Here is a 14,302-nt window from a genome sequence, read left to right on the forward strand (position 1 = left end):
GCGTGACGGGCTAACAAGGTTGGTGATCCGGGCCGCAACCTCACCTTCGCCAGAGGGTGGCCCGTCGCGGGAAGTCAGCGAGCCGAAGCTCGCTGACATTGGTCATCTGCATGCATCGTAACTGGGTGCCCGCGGGTCAGGTCAGGGCCATCCAGCCGCCGACCGAGACCAGGATCGTCGCCAGCGAACGGTTCATGATGCGCATCGAGAGCGGCGATTTGGCCAGGCGGCGCAGCGGGGCGGCAAAGCCCACGATCAGGGACGCGCTTCCGAACAGGGAAAGGAAGGTCGTGACCGCAATGATCAGGAATTCGGGCATCCGGATCAGGGTGATGTCCATCATCTCGGGCAGCACCAGCGGGAACAAAACCAACATGTAGGGCGAGATGAAGCAGGTGAACACCCCGGCGAAGATCGAGGAAAGGATCGGGCGGCGCGGCGCGTCGCAGGATTTGTTCAGGTCGAAGTCGCCGTTCCAGATGCCGTAGGCCAGCCAGGTCATGTAAGCCATCATGACGTACTTGCTGTATTCGAGAACCTCGGGAACCGCCGTGAGCCACGTGCCGAGCCCGAAGCAGACCACCGAAATGATCGCGATCCCGCCGATCGCGTAACCGATGGCAAAGCCGATCGCGCCCGAGACGTCGTTGCTGGCCGACCGCACCAGCAACATCAGGAAAACCGGGCCGGGCGCGAGGGAAATTGCCACCAAGGTCATGAAATATGTAGCTAAATCTGAGTAAGACATTGCAAAGGTTCCTGTCTTGTTGATCAAACAAGACTACGGATTCCGCGATGTCGGACACAGGACAGAAGACACGCAAATTCGGACAAAGTGGCACGAGCCAGACTGCTTCAATGCTCTGGTTTGCTGCCTGTGGGATCGTCTGACGTGGCAAACCGCCGGCGTGGTCCCGGTTTTTCGCGCGGCTTGAACGGCGGCAGGACAGGGCCCGGAACAGGCGGCGCACATGAGCGGTCAGGGCACTGGCGAACATGCGCCTGCTCATTCGGCGGCGGGCCGCTGCACCTGCTCTGCGGCGGTCCGAAACCGCGCACGGAACTCTGCCGGCGTAATCGAGAAGCGTTTGGAAAAGGCCCTGCGCAACGCCTCGTTCGACGGAAACCCCGAACTGCGGGCGATTTCGCTCAAGGATTCGCCCGAGTTTTCCAGCCGCGCCTGCGCATGGACAAGGCGGACCTCTTCGACATACTTCCCGATCGTCCGTCCCGAGAACGACTTGAAGTGCCGGGCAAGTGTCTTTTCCGTCAGGTTGAACTGCTCGGCCAGCGTCTCGAGCCTGAGGTCCCTGGTCGGGTGGACGCGGATGTAGATGAGTATTTCCTGCATCACCACATCCGCCGCTCCGACGCGCGTCGGGGCGTCGAGATCGATATCCTCATACTGGTTCTGACCGCCGCGCCGCGCCATGTGCGTCACCATCAGGCGGGCGACCGAGCGGGCAATTTCCGGCCCGAGGTCTTCTTCGACGATCGACAGCGCCAGATCGATGCCGGACGTGATGCCGCCGGAGGTCCAGACGTTGCCATCCTTGCAGACAATGCTGGCCGGCTCGACCTCGACATCCGGATAGGCCTCCTGCAGCACCTTGGCCTTGCGCCAATGGGTTGCTGCCTTGCGGCCGCCGATAATGCCCGCCTCGGCCAGCAGAAAGGCCCCCGTGCAGATCGAACCGATCCGGTTGGCGCGGCCGTAGGCGCGGTTGATGAAGTCCAGCATCCCCGGATCGGTGCGGATATCGATTGCCGAGACGCCGCCGCTGACAAGCACCAGATCGGTGTCGTCCAGCTCGGCATCGGTGACGTCTTCGCACCTGCGATCGACGTTTATCGTGATGATGGAACCGGCGGTCTTGAGGCTTCCGAGCGTCGGCGCAACCAGCGAAACGTCATAGGCGGCTTCGGCCGACTGGCCGGAATGTTCGCGGACGACAGTATTGGCCATCAAAAACGTGTCCGAGGGGCCGACGATATCAAGCGCCATGCAGCCCGGATAGACGAGGATCATGATACGTCGTGTCATCGTAGTCTGCCCCTACCAGTCGCAAGTATTCCGTGTGCCGCACGCCCCGTCATGTCATTCGCCGGTGTCGCGGGCCGGGACAGCACCACCGAGCTGCAGGGCAAAGATCGCTCATCCGGCCAGCGTCGCCGGCAGATACCGATACCCGGCGCCGTCCCGCAGGAACCGCCCAAGCCCGGGAAAGGGCACATGTGAAGCTGCAATCAGCACATTGTCCGCAGCGCAGCGATCCAGCAGGCCGGATCGTGTCGCAGCCGCCTGTCCCGGATCGACGTCAAAGGCAAATCCGATCTCCGGATGGCATGTCTGCAGAACCGCGTTGTGCACGATGTCGGCCATCATAGCGAATTGCTGGTCCCCGCCATCGATATGCAGAATCGAATGACCCGGGGTGTGCCCCGGCGCAGCCTCAAGTCGGATGCCGCTGTGAATTTCGGTGTCAGGCGACACCAGGTCCAGACAATCTCTGTAAGCGCCGAACATCCCCTGCGCGAGGTGAAAGAACCCGCGCATTTCCTCCGGCGCTTGCGCCGTGATCCCGGCGTCAGACCAGAACCCGTGCTCGGCTTCGGCCATCACCACGCGGGCATTGGGAAAGCTCGGCTCTTTGCCTGTCAGCAGTCCGCCGATGTGGTCGGGATGCGCGTGGGTCACCACCACAAGCGAAACGTCTGATGGCTGGATTCCCGCTACGGCAAGCGCGTTAGCCACATGCCCGGTTCCGGGGCCAAACGCGTCAACCGCGCCGAGCCCGGCGTCGATCAGGATCGTCGCATCCTCCGACTGCAGGCAGAAGGCCAGAACCGGGATCGGCACCAGGTCAGGCCCCAGCCCCATGCCGCCGTTCTGAAGGGCATCCTCGATCTTCCGGCGATCCTCTCCGAGAAAGACGTCATTCGGAACCTGGATCGCGCCGTCGTAAAGCGCGGTCACCTGATATTTGCCGATGCGCGATCTGAACACGCCTGCTGGTGGGGTCAATTTTTCTCACTCCACAAGGGTTCAATGGTGTGGCAGGCAGATGGACGATCGCAGGTTCCGTTGATGTTGGCAGAATAGGCAAGGGGCGGCGCGCTCTTCCGGACACTCTCGATCCGTCACGACGCAAAAGAGCCGTCCTGCGTGCCCAGCGTAGGCCCGCAAGTCCACTCTGTCCATGATTTCCAACGCAAATCTGCTGTCGCCCTGGGCTTGGCGGCCGAAACCGAAGTTCCAGCAGAGGGGGTCAGGCGGGCCTCGCGTGACCGCTGCCATGCTGCATTTTGCCACCAAGCCAGCCCGCCCGGCAAGCTGTCTCAGCCTGCCGGACGGGCCGTACTCGGATCGCCTCAACGCGACTGATGGCGTCGCACCTCCCGTCGCAGAGACTGGCGAACGCGATCACTTACCCCTCGGAAATGACGTGAACGCTCACCGACTGCAGCACACCATTGTCCTCCAGGCTGACTGCCTCGGCGGTGTCACGTCCTGCAACGACCAGCGAGAACGACAGTTCCGCGCCTTCGGTCAGAAGTCCGTCTTCTGCCATGCGATCCAGCACCGCATCGATCGGCACGGTAAACCCGGTCTCCGTGTTGTGCCCGTGTCCAAAGAACGCAAAGCTGCCGGCAAATTCGGGGCTGTTCAGGCCAAGGACCGGCGGCTGTCCCTTGGGCGAGATATAAAGATCGAAAACCTTCCCACGGCTGTCGGCAGGTGGCACGAAGGTAACGGTTGCCAGGTGGACCGTGCTGTCCTTGGGTTGCGCGATGGACCGCGCCAATGCGCCTGAGACGACCGCGTCCACGGCTGGGGCAAGGCGACCGGCGGATGCCACCGCCATGGCGCCGGCGACATTCTCGCTTTTCGCAAGCCTGGTCGTCGGGGGGACGGCTTGCTCACCAGAGCCTGGCTGATAGCTGTACTCGAAGGCGCCTGTCTCGAAGTAGTCCCATGATGTGGGCGTGCCGCTGACGCGGTCACCGGCGCGGTCGAAGAAGAACAGGTATGGCTCTTTCTTGTAGGGCTCGAGCAGGTCCCCCGTCGGGGCAATCGGCAATCCGAGGGCTTGTTGTTTGCGAGTCCAGACGTCCCACAACCGGTCTATGTTGCAATGATGCAGGAAAAAGATCGGATCCAACGGCGACAGATTGTTTGTCATGTTGCCGGAGGGTTCAACGTAGTTTTCTTTTTCATCCTCGAAGCCGCCGGTACTGTTGTGAACCAGGTTATGGGTCGCCGACAAACCGCTGAATTTGCCTGTGATCTGGTGACTGTCGGTCACCGAATTCTCGAAGAACGGATCATCCTTGCCCTTGAACGGACCGGCAAATTCCGTCGGCGCGAGGTTGCCGAGAATCCCGTCAAGCGCGACCATCTTTCGCGTGCGCGCGTCCAGCTTCGGGTTCGCTTCGGTCAGAAAACGCGCGAACTTCCGTTCCTGGAAGGCATAGGTGGCGTTGTCGAGGTGCTTCTGGGCCCACATGACATCGAAGTCGGTATTGGATCGCTTGTCCTGCTCGGCTTTCTGCGCCGGCGTCATATGGTTCCAGAAGTCTTCCATCACCGGGCGCACCGTTTTCTGGAACTCCTCCTTGGTGGCGATGAAACTGGCCGCGGGCGACCTGAAATTGACCGGGTCGAGCGGATTGTCACTGCCGAACATCGACGCGGGCACAGAGTGGGCAGGCTCTGTCCAATCCCAATAGGGCAGCATGAAGTCTTCCTTGCCGGTCAACTCGCGAATGATCTCTTCGAAATGGCCAAGATATCCGCGGTGCCAGCTGGTGAACCACCAGTTTCCATGAGGGCAGTCGATGAAATGAACGAAGCCCTGGCGATACCAGTTGCGCCCGTCGCTCAAAGGCAGCTTCAGCATCTCGGTCACGCCTTCGCCGTAGGTCTGCAGATCGACAAGACCGCCTTGGCTCGTCATGTTCTTGCGGACGCGGGCGCCCTGAGCCCGCAGCACGGTCGGCGCAAACGTCAACGCCGCCGCGGACGCGGCCCCGGATTGCAGAAGTGTGCGGCGTGAAATGCTTTGTGCCTGATGTCTGGTCATTGTTGGTCCTTCTTCAAATGTGAACGAGAGGAAGCCCTGTGCATGGGGCGGTAAAAAAACGTTTAGAAACAGATCGGTATAGGCGCGTGAAACCGTAACTATCCTTCGGTGTTCGCCAGTAATCCGTCAGGTTGGCGATCCGGCGATGCCCAGCTTTCCGGGCATCTGAATTCATCGGCTGATTGCGCCGTTTTTTGCCTGCACCACCTACAATGGTGCTTTGTAGCGGATTCAGGCTCAAAACTCACGAGCTTTACGCTGCGCTGCCTTGGAGGGGCGGGATGGGCTACGTGTTGCACGCCTAGCAGCAGGCAGGCTTTCGAGTGCGATTGCATGCCATTTGATCAAGCGGTGCCTTGCAAGCGCGTCACAGTTGACGAACAGTACGCCAAGAGTGCAATTCACGGCTGGGCAAGGGGGCGCTGCCCCCGTCGCCATGGGCGACTCCCCCGAGGGTATTTTCGGCAAGAGGAATGAAGGAGGCGGCGCCGGGATGACGTCTGTCGATCTTGAAAGCCATTTTGCCGGGATGATGGGTCGCCTGTTGGGGCCGGAGTTTCCCGAGGAGATCGGGCTGGCGGTGTCCGGCGGTGGCGACAGCATGGCGCTGCTCACCCTGGCGCACAACTGGACGCATCGCTTCGGGGTGCAGCTGCGGGTGGTGACGGTGGACCATGGGCTGCGGCCCGAAAGCGGGGGTGAGGCCCGGATGGTGGCGCAGGAATGCGCGGCGCTGGGGCATGATCATGACATTCTGACGTGGCAGGGCTGGGACGGGGGCGGCAACCTGCAGGAGGCGGCGAGGGCGGCGCGGCTGCGGCTCATTGATGCGTGGCGCGGCGAGCTGGGCCATGTGCTGATGGCGCATACCCTGGAGGACCAGGCCGAGACCGTGCTGATGCGGCTGGCGCGCGGCTCGGGGGTCGACGGGCTGGCGGGGATGGCGGCGAGGCGGTTCGTGCCAGGCGAGGGCGCCGGTGGCGGCTTCTGGGTGGTGCGGCCGTTGCTCGAGGTGCGGCGGGAGGAACTGCGGCACTATTTGCGGGTGCTCAAGGGCAGTTGGGTCGAGGACCCGTCGAATTTTGATCAACGGTTTGACCGGGTGAAGATGCGGCAGGCGCTGGCGCTGTTGGCGCCGCTGGGGCTGGATGCGCCGGCGCTGGCGCAGACCGCGCAGCGGATGGGGCGGGCGCAACAGGCCTTGCGGGCAAGGGCTGTCGCGGCGGCAGAACGGGGCGTGCGGGAGGTCTGGGGCGATCTGCTGTTTGACCGGGATATGCTGGGCGGGCTCGAGGAGGAGACCCGGCTGCGGCTGCTGGCGGCGGGGCTGCAATATGTCTCTGGCCAGGCTTATCGTCCGCGGGCGCGCGCGCTGGAGGCGGCGGCGGAGCAGGTGCTGTCCGGCGGCAAGGCCAGCCTGCACGGCTGCCTGATGCGGGCCGAGCGGGCGGAGATCCGGATTTTTCGGGAGCATGCGGCGGTGGCCGAGGCCCGCGTGACGGCGGGCGCAGTCTGGGACGGACGGCTGCGGCTGTGTGGCGACGGGATCACCGGGCTGGCGGTCAGGGCGCTGGGGCCGAAGGGGGCGGCGCAGCTGCCGGAGCGGCCCGAGGGCCTGCCCTACCAGAGCCTGATCGCCCAGCCGGCGGTGTTTGACGGTGCCCGGCTGGTGGCTTTTGCACCGGCGGGTTTCGGGCCGGACCACGACATCCGGCCGGTGGCGGGGCGCCGGGGCTTTGCCGCATTCCTCGCGACACATTGAATGTGACGCACAAACCCCTATTTTTCACCACAAGGGCGCGCTATAGAGCGGGCCAAACCCAACCTTCGGGAGAACTTTCTTGGGCAACCTGCGTAACATCGCCTTCTGGGTCGTGCTGTTTGTACTGATCCTGACGCTCTTCAATCTCTTTTCCGGCGGTGGCACCACGCTGCAAAGCCAGAGCACACCCTATTCCGACTTCGTTCAGCTGGTGGAAGAGGACAAGGTCTCTTCGGCCGTGATCGACGGGGAATCGATCCGCTTCCGCGGCAAGGATGGGCGCGATTACGTCACCATCAAGCCCGAGGATGCCGAGGTCACCCGCCTGCTGATCGACAATGGCGTTGCGGTGAATGCCGAATCCCAGGAACAATCCGGGTTCCAGAGCTTCATCCTGAGCCTCTTGCCCTTCCTGCTGCTGATCGGTGTCTGGATCTATTTCATGAACCGGATGCAGGGCGGCGGCAAAGGCGGCGCGATGGGCTTTGGCAAGTCCAAGGCCAAGATGCTGACTGAAAAGCATGGCCGCGTGACCTTTGACGACGTGGCAGGCATCGACGAGGCCAAGGAAGAGCTGGAAGAGATCGTCGAGTTCCTGCGCAACCCGCAGAAATTCTCGCGCCTCGGCGGCAAGATCCCGAAAGGCGCGCTGCTGGTGGGCCCTCCGGGCACCGGCAAGACGCTGCTGGCGCGTGCGATTGCGGGTGAGGCGGGCGTGCCGTTCTTTACCATCTCGGGCTCCGACTTCGTCGAGATGTTCGTGGGTGTCGGTGCCAGCCGCGTGCGCGACATGTTCGAACAGGCCAAGAAGAACGCGCCCTGCATCGTCTTCATCGACGAGATCGACGCCGTCGGTCGCCATCGTGGCGCCGGCTACGGCGGCGGCAACGACGAGCGCGAACAGACCCTCAACCAGCTGCTGGTCGAGATGGACGGTTTCGAGGCCAACGAAGGCGTGATCATCATCGCCGCGACCAACCGCAAGGACGTGCTGGACCCGGCGCTGCTGCGCCCCGGCCGCTTCGACCGTCAGGTCACCGTGCCCAACCCCGACATCAAGGGCCGCGAGAAGATCCTCAACGTGCACGCCCGCAAGATCCCGCTGGGCCCGGATGCCGACATGCGGATCATTGCCCGCGGCACCCCCGGATTCTCCGGTGCGGACCTCGCCAACCTGGTGAACGAGGCGGCACTGATGGCAGCCCGTGTCGGCCGGCGTTTCGTGACGATGGAAGACTTCGAGAACGCCAAGGACAAGGTGATGATGGGCGCCGAGCGCCGCTCGATGGTGCTGACCGACGACCAGAAGGAAAAGACCGCCTATCACGAGGCCGGTCACGCCGTCGTCGGCCTGTCGCTGCCGCAGTGCGATCCGGTCTACAAGGCGACGATCATCCCGCGCGGTGGCGCGCTGGGCATGGTGGTGAGCCTGCCCGAAATCGACCGGCTGAACTGGCACCGCAGCGAGTGCGAGGAAAAGCTGGCCATGACCATGGCGGGCAAGGCGGCCGAGATCATCAAGTACGGCCCCGACAACGTCTCCAACGGCCCGGCCGGCGACATCCAGCAGGCGTCTGCCCTGGCACGTGCCATGGTGCTGCGCTGGGGGATGTCCGACAAGGTCGGCAACATCGACTATTCCGAGGCGCATGAGGGCTACAGCGGCAATACCGCCGGTCTCTCGGTGTCGGCCCATACCAAGGAGCTGATCGAGGACGAGGTGAAGCGCTTCATCCAGAACGCCTATGACCGCGCCTACGAGATCCTGATCGAGAAGAAGGACGAATGGGAGCGGCTGGCGCAGGGTCTGCTGGAATACGAGACGCTGACTGGCGAAGAGATCCGGCGGGTCATGAAGGGCGAGCCGCCGCAGGCCAGCGAGGACGAGGACGATACGCCGGACCAGGGCAACGCGCCTTCGGTCACCGCGATCCCGAAGACCAAGCCCAAGGCCAAGCCCTCGGGCGACATGGAGCCCGAGCCTTCGGCCTGATCTGGCGGATGGTATGAGGAATGGGGAACCCCCGGGGCTGTTGGCCTCGGGGGTTTTTCTTTGCGTTGAGGGGTGTGTGCGCCGTCGCGCCCCGGACTTGATCCGGGGCCTCATGGTTTGCGTCCGGGCCAGTGGCTGGCCGAGAGGTCCGCGACGTCGGGGCTTGGGGTTGGGTGTGGCGCGATATTTGGCGGGAGTGCGGGTGTTGGCCGGGAGGTCCCGGATCAAGTCCGGGACGGCATGGGGCGGGGGGTTGGGTTCGGTGCGAGCCTCGCAGGGCGCGCTGGCGTTGGCTGGGAGGTCCCGGATCAGGTCCGGGACGGCGAGCGCTGGGCGTCCGGTGCTACGCCTATTCGCCGCTAGCCCACACGCCCCCGCCGCAACCCGCAGCCAAAATGTCGGATTCACCTCGGGCAGCGGCGCTATGTCGCGCTATGCAGGGCCAAACCCATCTGGAGTGCGTCCATGTCCTACAAATCCGACATCGAAATCGCCCGCGAGGCCAACAAGAAGCCGATCCAGGAGATCGGTGCCAGGCTCGGCATCGGCTCGGAGCACCTGCTGCCCTTCGGCCATGACAAGGCCAAGGTCAGCCAGGAGTTCATCGACAGCGTTCAGGGCAACAAGACCGGCAAGCTGATCCTCGTCACTGCGATCAACCCGACCCCGGCCGGCGAGGGCAAGACGACGACCACCGTGGGCCTCGGCGACGGGCTCAACCGGATCGGCAAGAAGGCGGCGATCTGCATACGCGAGGCCTCGCTCGGGCCGAACTTCGGGATGAAGGGCGGGGCGGCCGGTGGCGGCTATGCCCAGGTGGTGCCGATGGAGGACATGAACCTGCATTTCACCGGCGATTTCCACGCCATCACCACCGCCCACAACCTGCTGTCAGCGATGATTGACAACCACATCTACTGGGGCAACGAGCTGGAAATCGACCCGCGCCGGGTGGTCTGGCGCCGGGTGATGGACATGAACGACCGGGCGCTGCGCGATGTGGTGACCTCGCTCGGCGGCGTCGCCAACGGCTTTCCGCGCCAGACCGGGTTCGACATCACCGTGGCCTCCGAAGTGATGGCGATCCTCTGCCTTGCCACCTCGCTGCAGGACCTCGAGCGGCGGCTGGGCGATATCATCGTGGCCTATACCCGCGACCGTCAGCCGATCACCTGCCGCGACATCAAGGCCGACGGCGCGATGACCGTGCTCTTGAAGGACGCGATGCAGCCCAACCTGGTGCAGACGCTGGAAAACAACCCGGCCTTTGTCCACGGCGGCCCCTTTGCCAACATCGCCCATGGCTGCAACTCGGTCATGGCGACCTCGACCGCGCTCAAGGTGGCGGATTACGTGGTGACCGAAGCGGGCTTTGGCGCCGATCTGGGCGCCGAGAAGTTCATGAACATCAAGTGCCGCAAGGCCGGCCTCGCGCCCGATTGCGTGGTGCTGGTGGCGACCTGCCGGGCGATGAAGATGAACGGCGGTGTGGCCAAGGCCGATCTGGGCCAGGAAAACGTGGCGGCGATCAAGAAGGGCTGCCCCAACCTCGGCCGCCACATCCAGAACGTGAAGAGCTTCGGCGTGCCGGTGGTGGTGGCGATCAACCATTTCGTCACCGACACCGAGGCCGAGGTGCAGGCGGTCAAGGACTACGTGGTCAGCCAGGGCTCCGAGGCGATCCTCTGCCAGCACTGGGCCAAGGGGTCTGAAGGCACCGAGGCGCTGGCCACCCGGGTGGCGCAGATCGCCGATGCCGGTATGTCGCAATTTGCGCCGCTCTATCGCGACGAAATGCCGCTGTTCGAGAAGATTGAGACCATCGCCAAGTCGATCTACCGCGCCGACGAGGTGCTGGCCGACGCCAAGATCCGCAACCAGCTGCGCGAGTGGGAAGATGCGGGCTACGGCGATCTGCCGGTCTGCATGGCCAAGACGCAATACAGCTTCTCGACCGACCCGAACCTGCGCGGCGCGCCCACCGGCCACTCGGTTCCGGTGCGCGAAGTGCGGCTTGCGGCGGGGGCAGGGTTCGTCGTGGTAATCTGCGGCGAGATCATGACCATGCCGGGCCTGCCGTCGAAACCGGCCTCGGAAAATATCCGTCTGAACGAGGGTGGCCAGATCGAAGGATTGTTCTAAAAGGGGGGCGGGCCGGGGCGGGCCTTGCGCCCACCTCGGCCCGGTCGTCGCCTGCCTCCGGCGGGGATATTTCACAACCGGAGAAGGACAGGCATGCGCAGGACCCCCGACAAGATCGACACAATGGCAGAGCTGCGCGCGACGATCGACGAGATCGACCGCGAGCTCATCGCGCTCCATACCGAGCGGGTGCGCTACATCGACCGCGCGCCGGCGCTGAAGGCCCAGGTGGGGATTGCCGCCCGCGCGCCATCCAGAGTGGCGGATGTGCTGGCCAAGGTGCGGGGCGAGGCCGAGGCCAAGGGGTTCGACGGCGATCTCGCCGAGGCGATGTGGGCACTGTTGATCGACGCGATGATCGCCCGCGAAGAACAGGTGATGGGCACCGAAGGAGCAGACGGATGACGGCGCAGGTAATCGACGGCAAGGGCTTTGCCGCCAGGATCAGGGGCGAGGTGGCCGGGCATGTGGCGCGGCTGAAGGCCGATCACGGCATCACCCCCGGCCTTGCGGTGGTGCTGGTGGGCGAGGACCCGGCGAGCCAGGTCTACGTCCGCTCCAAAGGCAAGCAGACCGTCGAGGTCGGCATGAACTCCTGGGAGCACAAGCGCGATGCCTCGATCTCTCAGGAAGAGCTTCTGGCGCTGGTCGAACAGCTCAACACCGACCCGGCGGTGCATGGCATCTTGGTGCAGCTGCCGCTGCCCGATCATCTGGACGAGGATCTGGTGATCAATGCCATCGACCCGGCCAAGGATGTCGACGGCTTCCACATCTCCAACGTCGGGCTGCTGGGCACGGGGCAGGAGAGCATGGTGCCCTGCACGCCGCTGGGCTGCCTGATGATGCTGCGGGACCATCACGGCTCGCTCTCGGGGCTCAACGCCGTGGTGGTGGGCCGCTCCAATATCGTCGGCAAGCCGATGGCGCAGTTGCTGCTGGGCGACAGCTGCACCGTGACCATCGCGCACAGCCGCACCAGGGACATCCAGGAGGTCACCCGGCGGGCCGATATCGTCGTCGCCGCCGTCGGCCGGCCCGAAATGGTCACCGGCGACTGGATCAAGCCCGGCGCGACGGTGATCGACGTCGGCATCAACCGCATCGATGCGCCCGAGAAGGGCGAAGGAAAGACCCGGCTGGTCGGCGATTGCCATTACGACAGCTGTGCCGAGGTGGCGGGTGCGATTACCCCGGTACCGGGCGGCGTCGGTCCGATGACCATCGCCTGCCTGCTGGCCAACACGCTGACCGCCTGCTGCCGTGCCAACGGCATCGCCGCGCCGGAGGGTCTGACCGCCTGAGCGGCGCTACACAGGCACCATGGTGCCCTGCAGGGCGGCGATCTCGGTCTCGCGGTCGCCGTCCAGCGCCAGCACCGTGGCGCGCACCACCACCAGCCTGCGGCCGGGCTTGAGCACCTCGCCCACCGCCCGCAGGCTCTGGCCGCGCGCCGGGGCCAGCAGGTTGATCTTGATCTCCGCCGTCAGCACCTCGGCCCCCTCGGCCATCAGCGATAGCGCGGCATAGCCAGCGGCGGTATCCCCCAGCGCAAAGGTCAGCCCGGCATGGCCGAAGCCGTGCTGCTGCAGTACCCCCGGACCGATCGGCGCAGTGATCTCGACCCGCCCCGGGGCGATCGCGGACAGCTTGGCGCCGAAGGTCGTCATCAGGCTCTGGCGGGCAAAACTTTCCCTTAGGTCAGCCAACTTTTGGCGGGACAAATCCATCGTTATACCTTAGCCCATCGTTATTGCGCATCCCGGAGAGAGCCCGAGGATGCCGGACCAGCAAGTAATTTGTAAACAGTCGGACCACGCATTATTCAACGATGTTGAAAGAAGACCCTGACCATTCCGATAATCACGGTGATCAGACTGTAATGGCGGCGATAATCCAACGGGTACAAGGCCTGCGCGACTCGCGCATTGCGCTGGCGGTTTTCTTTGGCCTGTCGGCCGTGGCCGTGACCGCGCAACCCTTTGGAACCTATGGCCAACTCGAATTCGGCATGCGGGTCGTCTTCTGGTCGGTGCTGATCGGCATTTCGATCGTCTGCGGCGCGGTTTTCGACGAGATTTCCTATCGTATCGTCAAACCGCTGGTGCCTTGGCGCGCGGCGCTGGTGGCCTCGGTCCTGATGACGCTGACCTTTGCGCCGCTGGTCTATCTCTGGTCCGGGGTGATGGCGCTTCTGGGCGCCGGGCTCGACCCGAAGCTCTGGTCGATCATGATCAACACCTTCGTGCCGACGCTGACGGTCTATTCGGTGATCCACCTGCTGCGCCCCTACCTGAGCGATGCGCCGGTGACCGAAGAAGAGGCCGAAGAGACCGAACCGCAGCCGCGGCTCTTCAACCGGCTGGCTTGGTCCGAGGCCAAGGTCTACCGGCTCTCGGCCAATGATCACCTGACCGAAGTGGCGACAGATCGCGGGGTCGAGCAGATCCGCATGCGTTTTGCCGATGCGGTCGAGGAAATGGACCCGGTGCCGGGCTGTCACGTCCACCGTTCGCATTGGGTCCCGCTCGAGGCAGTGGACGCTGTGCAGCGCCGCAGCGGCAAGCTGATGGTGCAGCTGGTCAATGGCGACGAGCTGCCGGTCAGCCGGACCTATCGCCCGCGCCTGGAAGAGGCCCGGCCGGACCTGTTCTGACGCATCGGCACCGCCAGCGCCCGCGCGCCGGTCAGGATCGCCAGCGCATTCGGCGCCATCAGCCGGTCGAGCGCCGGATCGTCGCAGCGCAACCCCCCGGTATAGGTGCCGAAGGCCGGCAGGATCAGTCGCGTCGCATCCACCAGGAAACAGGCCCGAGACGCCGCGCGCAGCCGCAGCTTGGGGTGATAATGCCCCGAGACCTCGCCCGGCGCGTCGTCGCTGGCGATATGCCGGAAGGTCAGGCCCTCAAGCCGGAACTGCGCCAGATGATCGCCAGCCAGCGCCACCGGCCCCGGATCATGGTTGCCCTCGATCCAGATCCAGCGCCGCCCGGCCTGTAGCCGGGTGATCCAGTCCAGCGCCGCCTCGGGCAGCGCCTCGAAGGCCTGCAGATCGTCGAAACTGTCGCCAAGGCAGATCACCGTCGTGGCCCCGGTCGCCTCCACCTCGGCCTCGAGCCGCGAAAGCGTGTCCTCGACGTCATACGGCGGCAGCTGCGCGCCATTGCGCCGCGCCTGCCGCGCCGATTTGCCGAGATGCAGGTCAGAGACGCAGAGCAGCCCGGCCTCGGGCCAGTGCAGCGCGCCGGAGGGCCGCGCCACCAGCGCCGCGCCGGCAAAGGAGAAAGCGTAGGTGTTCATGCTCTGTTCATTGCCGCAAGC

At 64.5% G+C, this 14,302-nt stretch carries 12 protein-coding genes; 6 read left to right on the plus strand and 6 right to left on the minus strand.

The window, feature by feature from the left end; translation table 11 throughout:
• Positions 1–136: 136 nt before the first annotated feature.
• The 4 genes from ACN0SE_RS02820 to ACN0SE_RS02835 form a co-directional block, all read right to left on the minus strand.
• Positions 137–718, minus strand: a complete 582-nt coding sequence (locus ACN0SE_RS02820; protein ID WP_417522964.1) for a LysE family translocator — start codon at positions 716–718, stop codon at positions 137–139.
• 288 nt (positions 719–1,006) lie between these two features.
• Positions 1,007–2,044, minus strand: a complete 1,038-nt coding sequence (locus tag ACN0SE_RS02825; RefSeq protein WP_417522965.1) for a GlxA family transcriptional regulator — start codon at positions 2,042–2,044, stop codon at positions 1,007–1,009.
• A gap of 111 nt (positions 2,045–2,155) precedes the next feature.
• Positions 2,156–2,977, minus strand: a complete 822-nt coding sequence (locus ACN0SE_RS02830) for an MBL fold metallo-hydrolase (protein WP_417522966.1) — start codon at positions 2,975–2,977, stop codon at positions 2,156–2,158.
• Positions 2,978–3,428: 451 nt separating this feature from the next.
• A complete protein-coding gene (locus tag ACN0SE_RS02835) occupies positions 3,429–5,084 on the minus strand; it encodes a tyrosinase family protein (protein ID WP_417522967.1) in 1,656 nt (551 codons plus the stop codon).
• Between the two features lie 493 nt (positions 5,085–5,577).
• On the opposite strand from ACN0SE_RS02835, the gene tilS reads away from it, so the two are divergent.
• The 5 genes from tilS (at position 5,578) to folD (ending at position 12,285) form a co-directional block, all read left to right on the plus strand.
• Positions 5,578–6,846, plus strand: a complete 1,269-nt coding sequence (gene tilS / locus ACN0SE_RS02840) for a tRNA lysidine(34) synthetase TilS (protein WP_417522968.1) — start codon at positions 5,578–5,580, stop codon at positions 6,844–6,846.
• Positions 6,847–6,925: 79 nt separating this feature from the next.
• Entirely contained in the window at positions 6,926–8,839 is a 1,914-nt protein-coding gene (ftsH, locus tag ACN0SE_RS02845; protein ID WP_417522969.1) for an ATP-dependent zinc metalloprotease FtsH, read from the plus strand.
• 465 nt (positions 8,840–9,304) lie between these two features.
• On the plus strand, positions 9,305–10,981 hold the full coding sequence (locus tag ACN0SE_RS02850; protein WP_417522970.1) for a formate--tetrahydrofolate ligase: 1,677 nt from the start codon (positions 9,305–9,307) through the stop codon (positions 10,979–10,981).
• 93 nt (positions 10,982–11,074) lie between these two features.
• Positions 11,075–11,386 (plus strand): chorismate mutase, encoded by a 312-nt coding sequence (locus tag ACN0SE_RS02855; protein ID WP_417522971.1) that lies wholly within the window; start codon positions 11,075–11,077, stop codon positions 11,384–11,386.
• Positions 11,383–12,285, plus strand: a complete 903-nt coding sequence (gene folD, locus ACN0SE_RS02860; protein WP_417522972.1) for a bifunctional methylenetetrahydrofolate dehydrogenase/methenyltetrahydrofolate cyclohydrolase FolD — start codon at positions 11,383–11,385, stop codon at positions 12,283–12,285. Before ACN0SE_RS02855 ends, folD begins: the two co-directional genes overlap by 4 nt.
• A 6-nt stretch (positions 12,286–12,291) precedes the next feature.
• Here the strand turns inward: folD and ACN0SE_RS02865 are convergent, their stop codons facing one another.
• Positions 12,292–12,651 carry a PaaI family thioesterase gene (locus ACN0SE_RS02865; protein ID WP_417522973.1) on the minus strand — a complete coding sequence of 120 codons (360 nt, stop codon included), beginning with the start codon at positions 12,649–12,651 and terminating at the stop codon, positions 12,292–12,294.
• A 212-nt stretch (positions 12,652–12,863) separates the two neighbouring features.
• Here ACN0SE_RS02865 and ACN0SE_RS02870 point away from each other — a divergent pair, with 212 nt between their 5' ends.
• Positions 12,864–13,637 carry a LytTR family DNA-binding domain-containing protein gene (locus ACN0SE_RS02870; RefSeq protein WP_417522974.1) on the plus strand — a complete coding sequence of 258 codons (774 nt, stop codon included), beginning with the start codon at positions 12,864–12,866 and terminating at the stop codon, positions 13,635–13,637.
• On the opposite strand, the gene pdeM is transcribed toward ACN0SE_RS02870, so the two are convergent.
• Positions 13,595–14,281, minus strand: coding sequence for a ligase-associated DNA damage response endonuclease PdeM (pdeM, locus tag ACN0SE_RS02875; RefSeq protein WP_417522975.1), 687 nt, complete (start codon positions 14,279–14,281; stop codon positions 13,595–13,597). The two genes, ACN0SE_RS02870 and pdeM, sit on opposite strands and share 43 nt — an antisense overlap.
• Between the last annotated feature and the right edge of the window lie 21 nt (positions 14,282–14,302).

The organism is Marinovum sp. (assembly GCF_048263515.1).
GTDB lineage: Bacteria > Pseudomonadota > Alphaproteobacteria > Rhodobacterales > Rhodobacteraceae > Marinovum.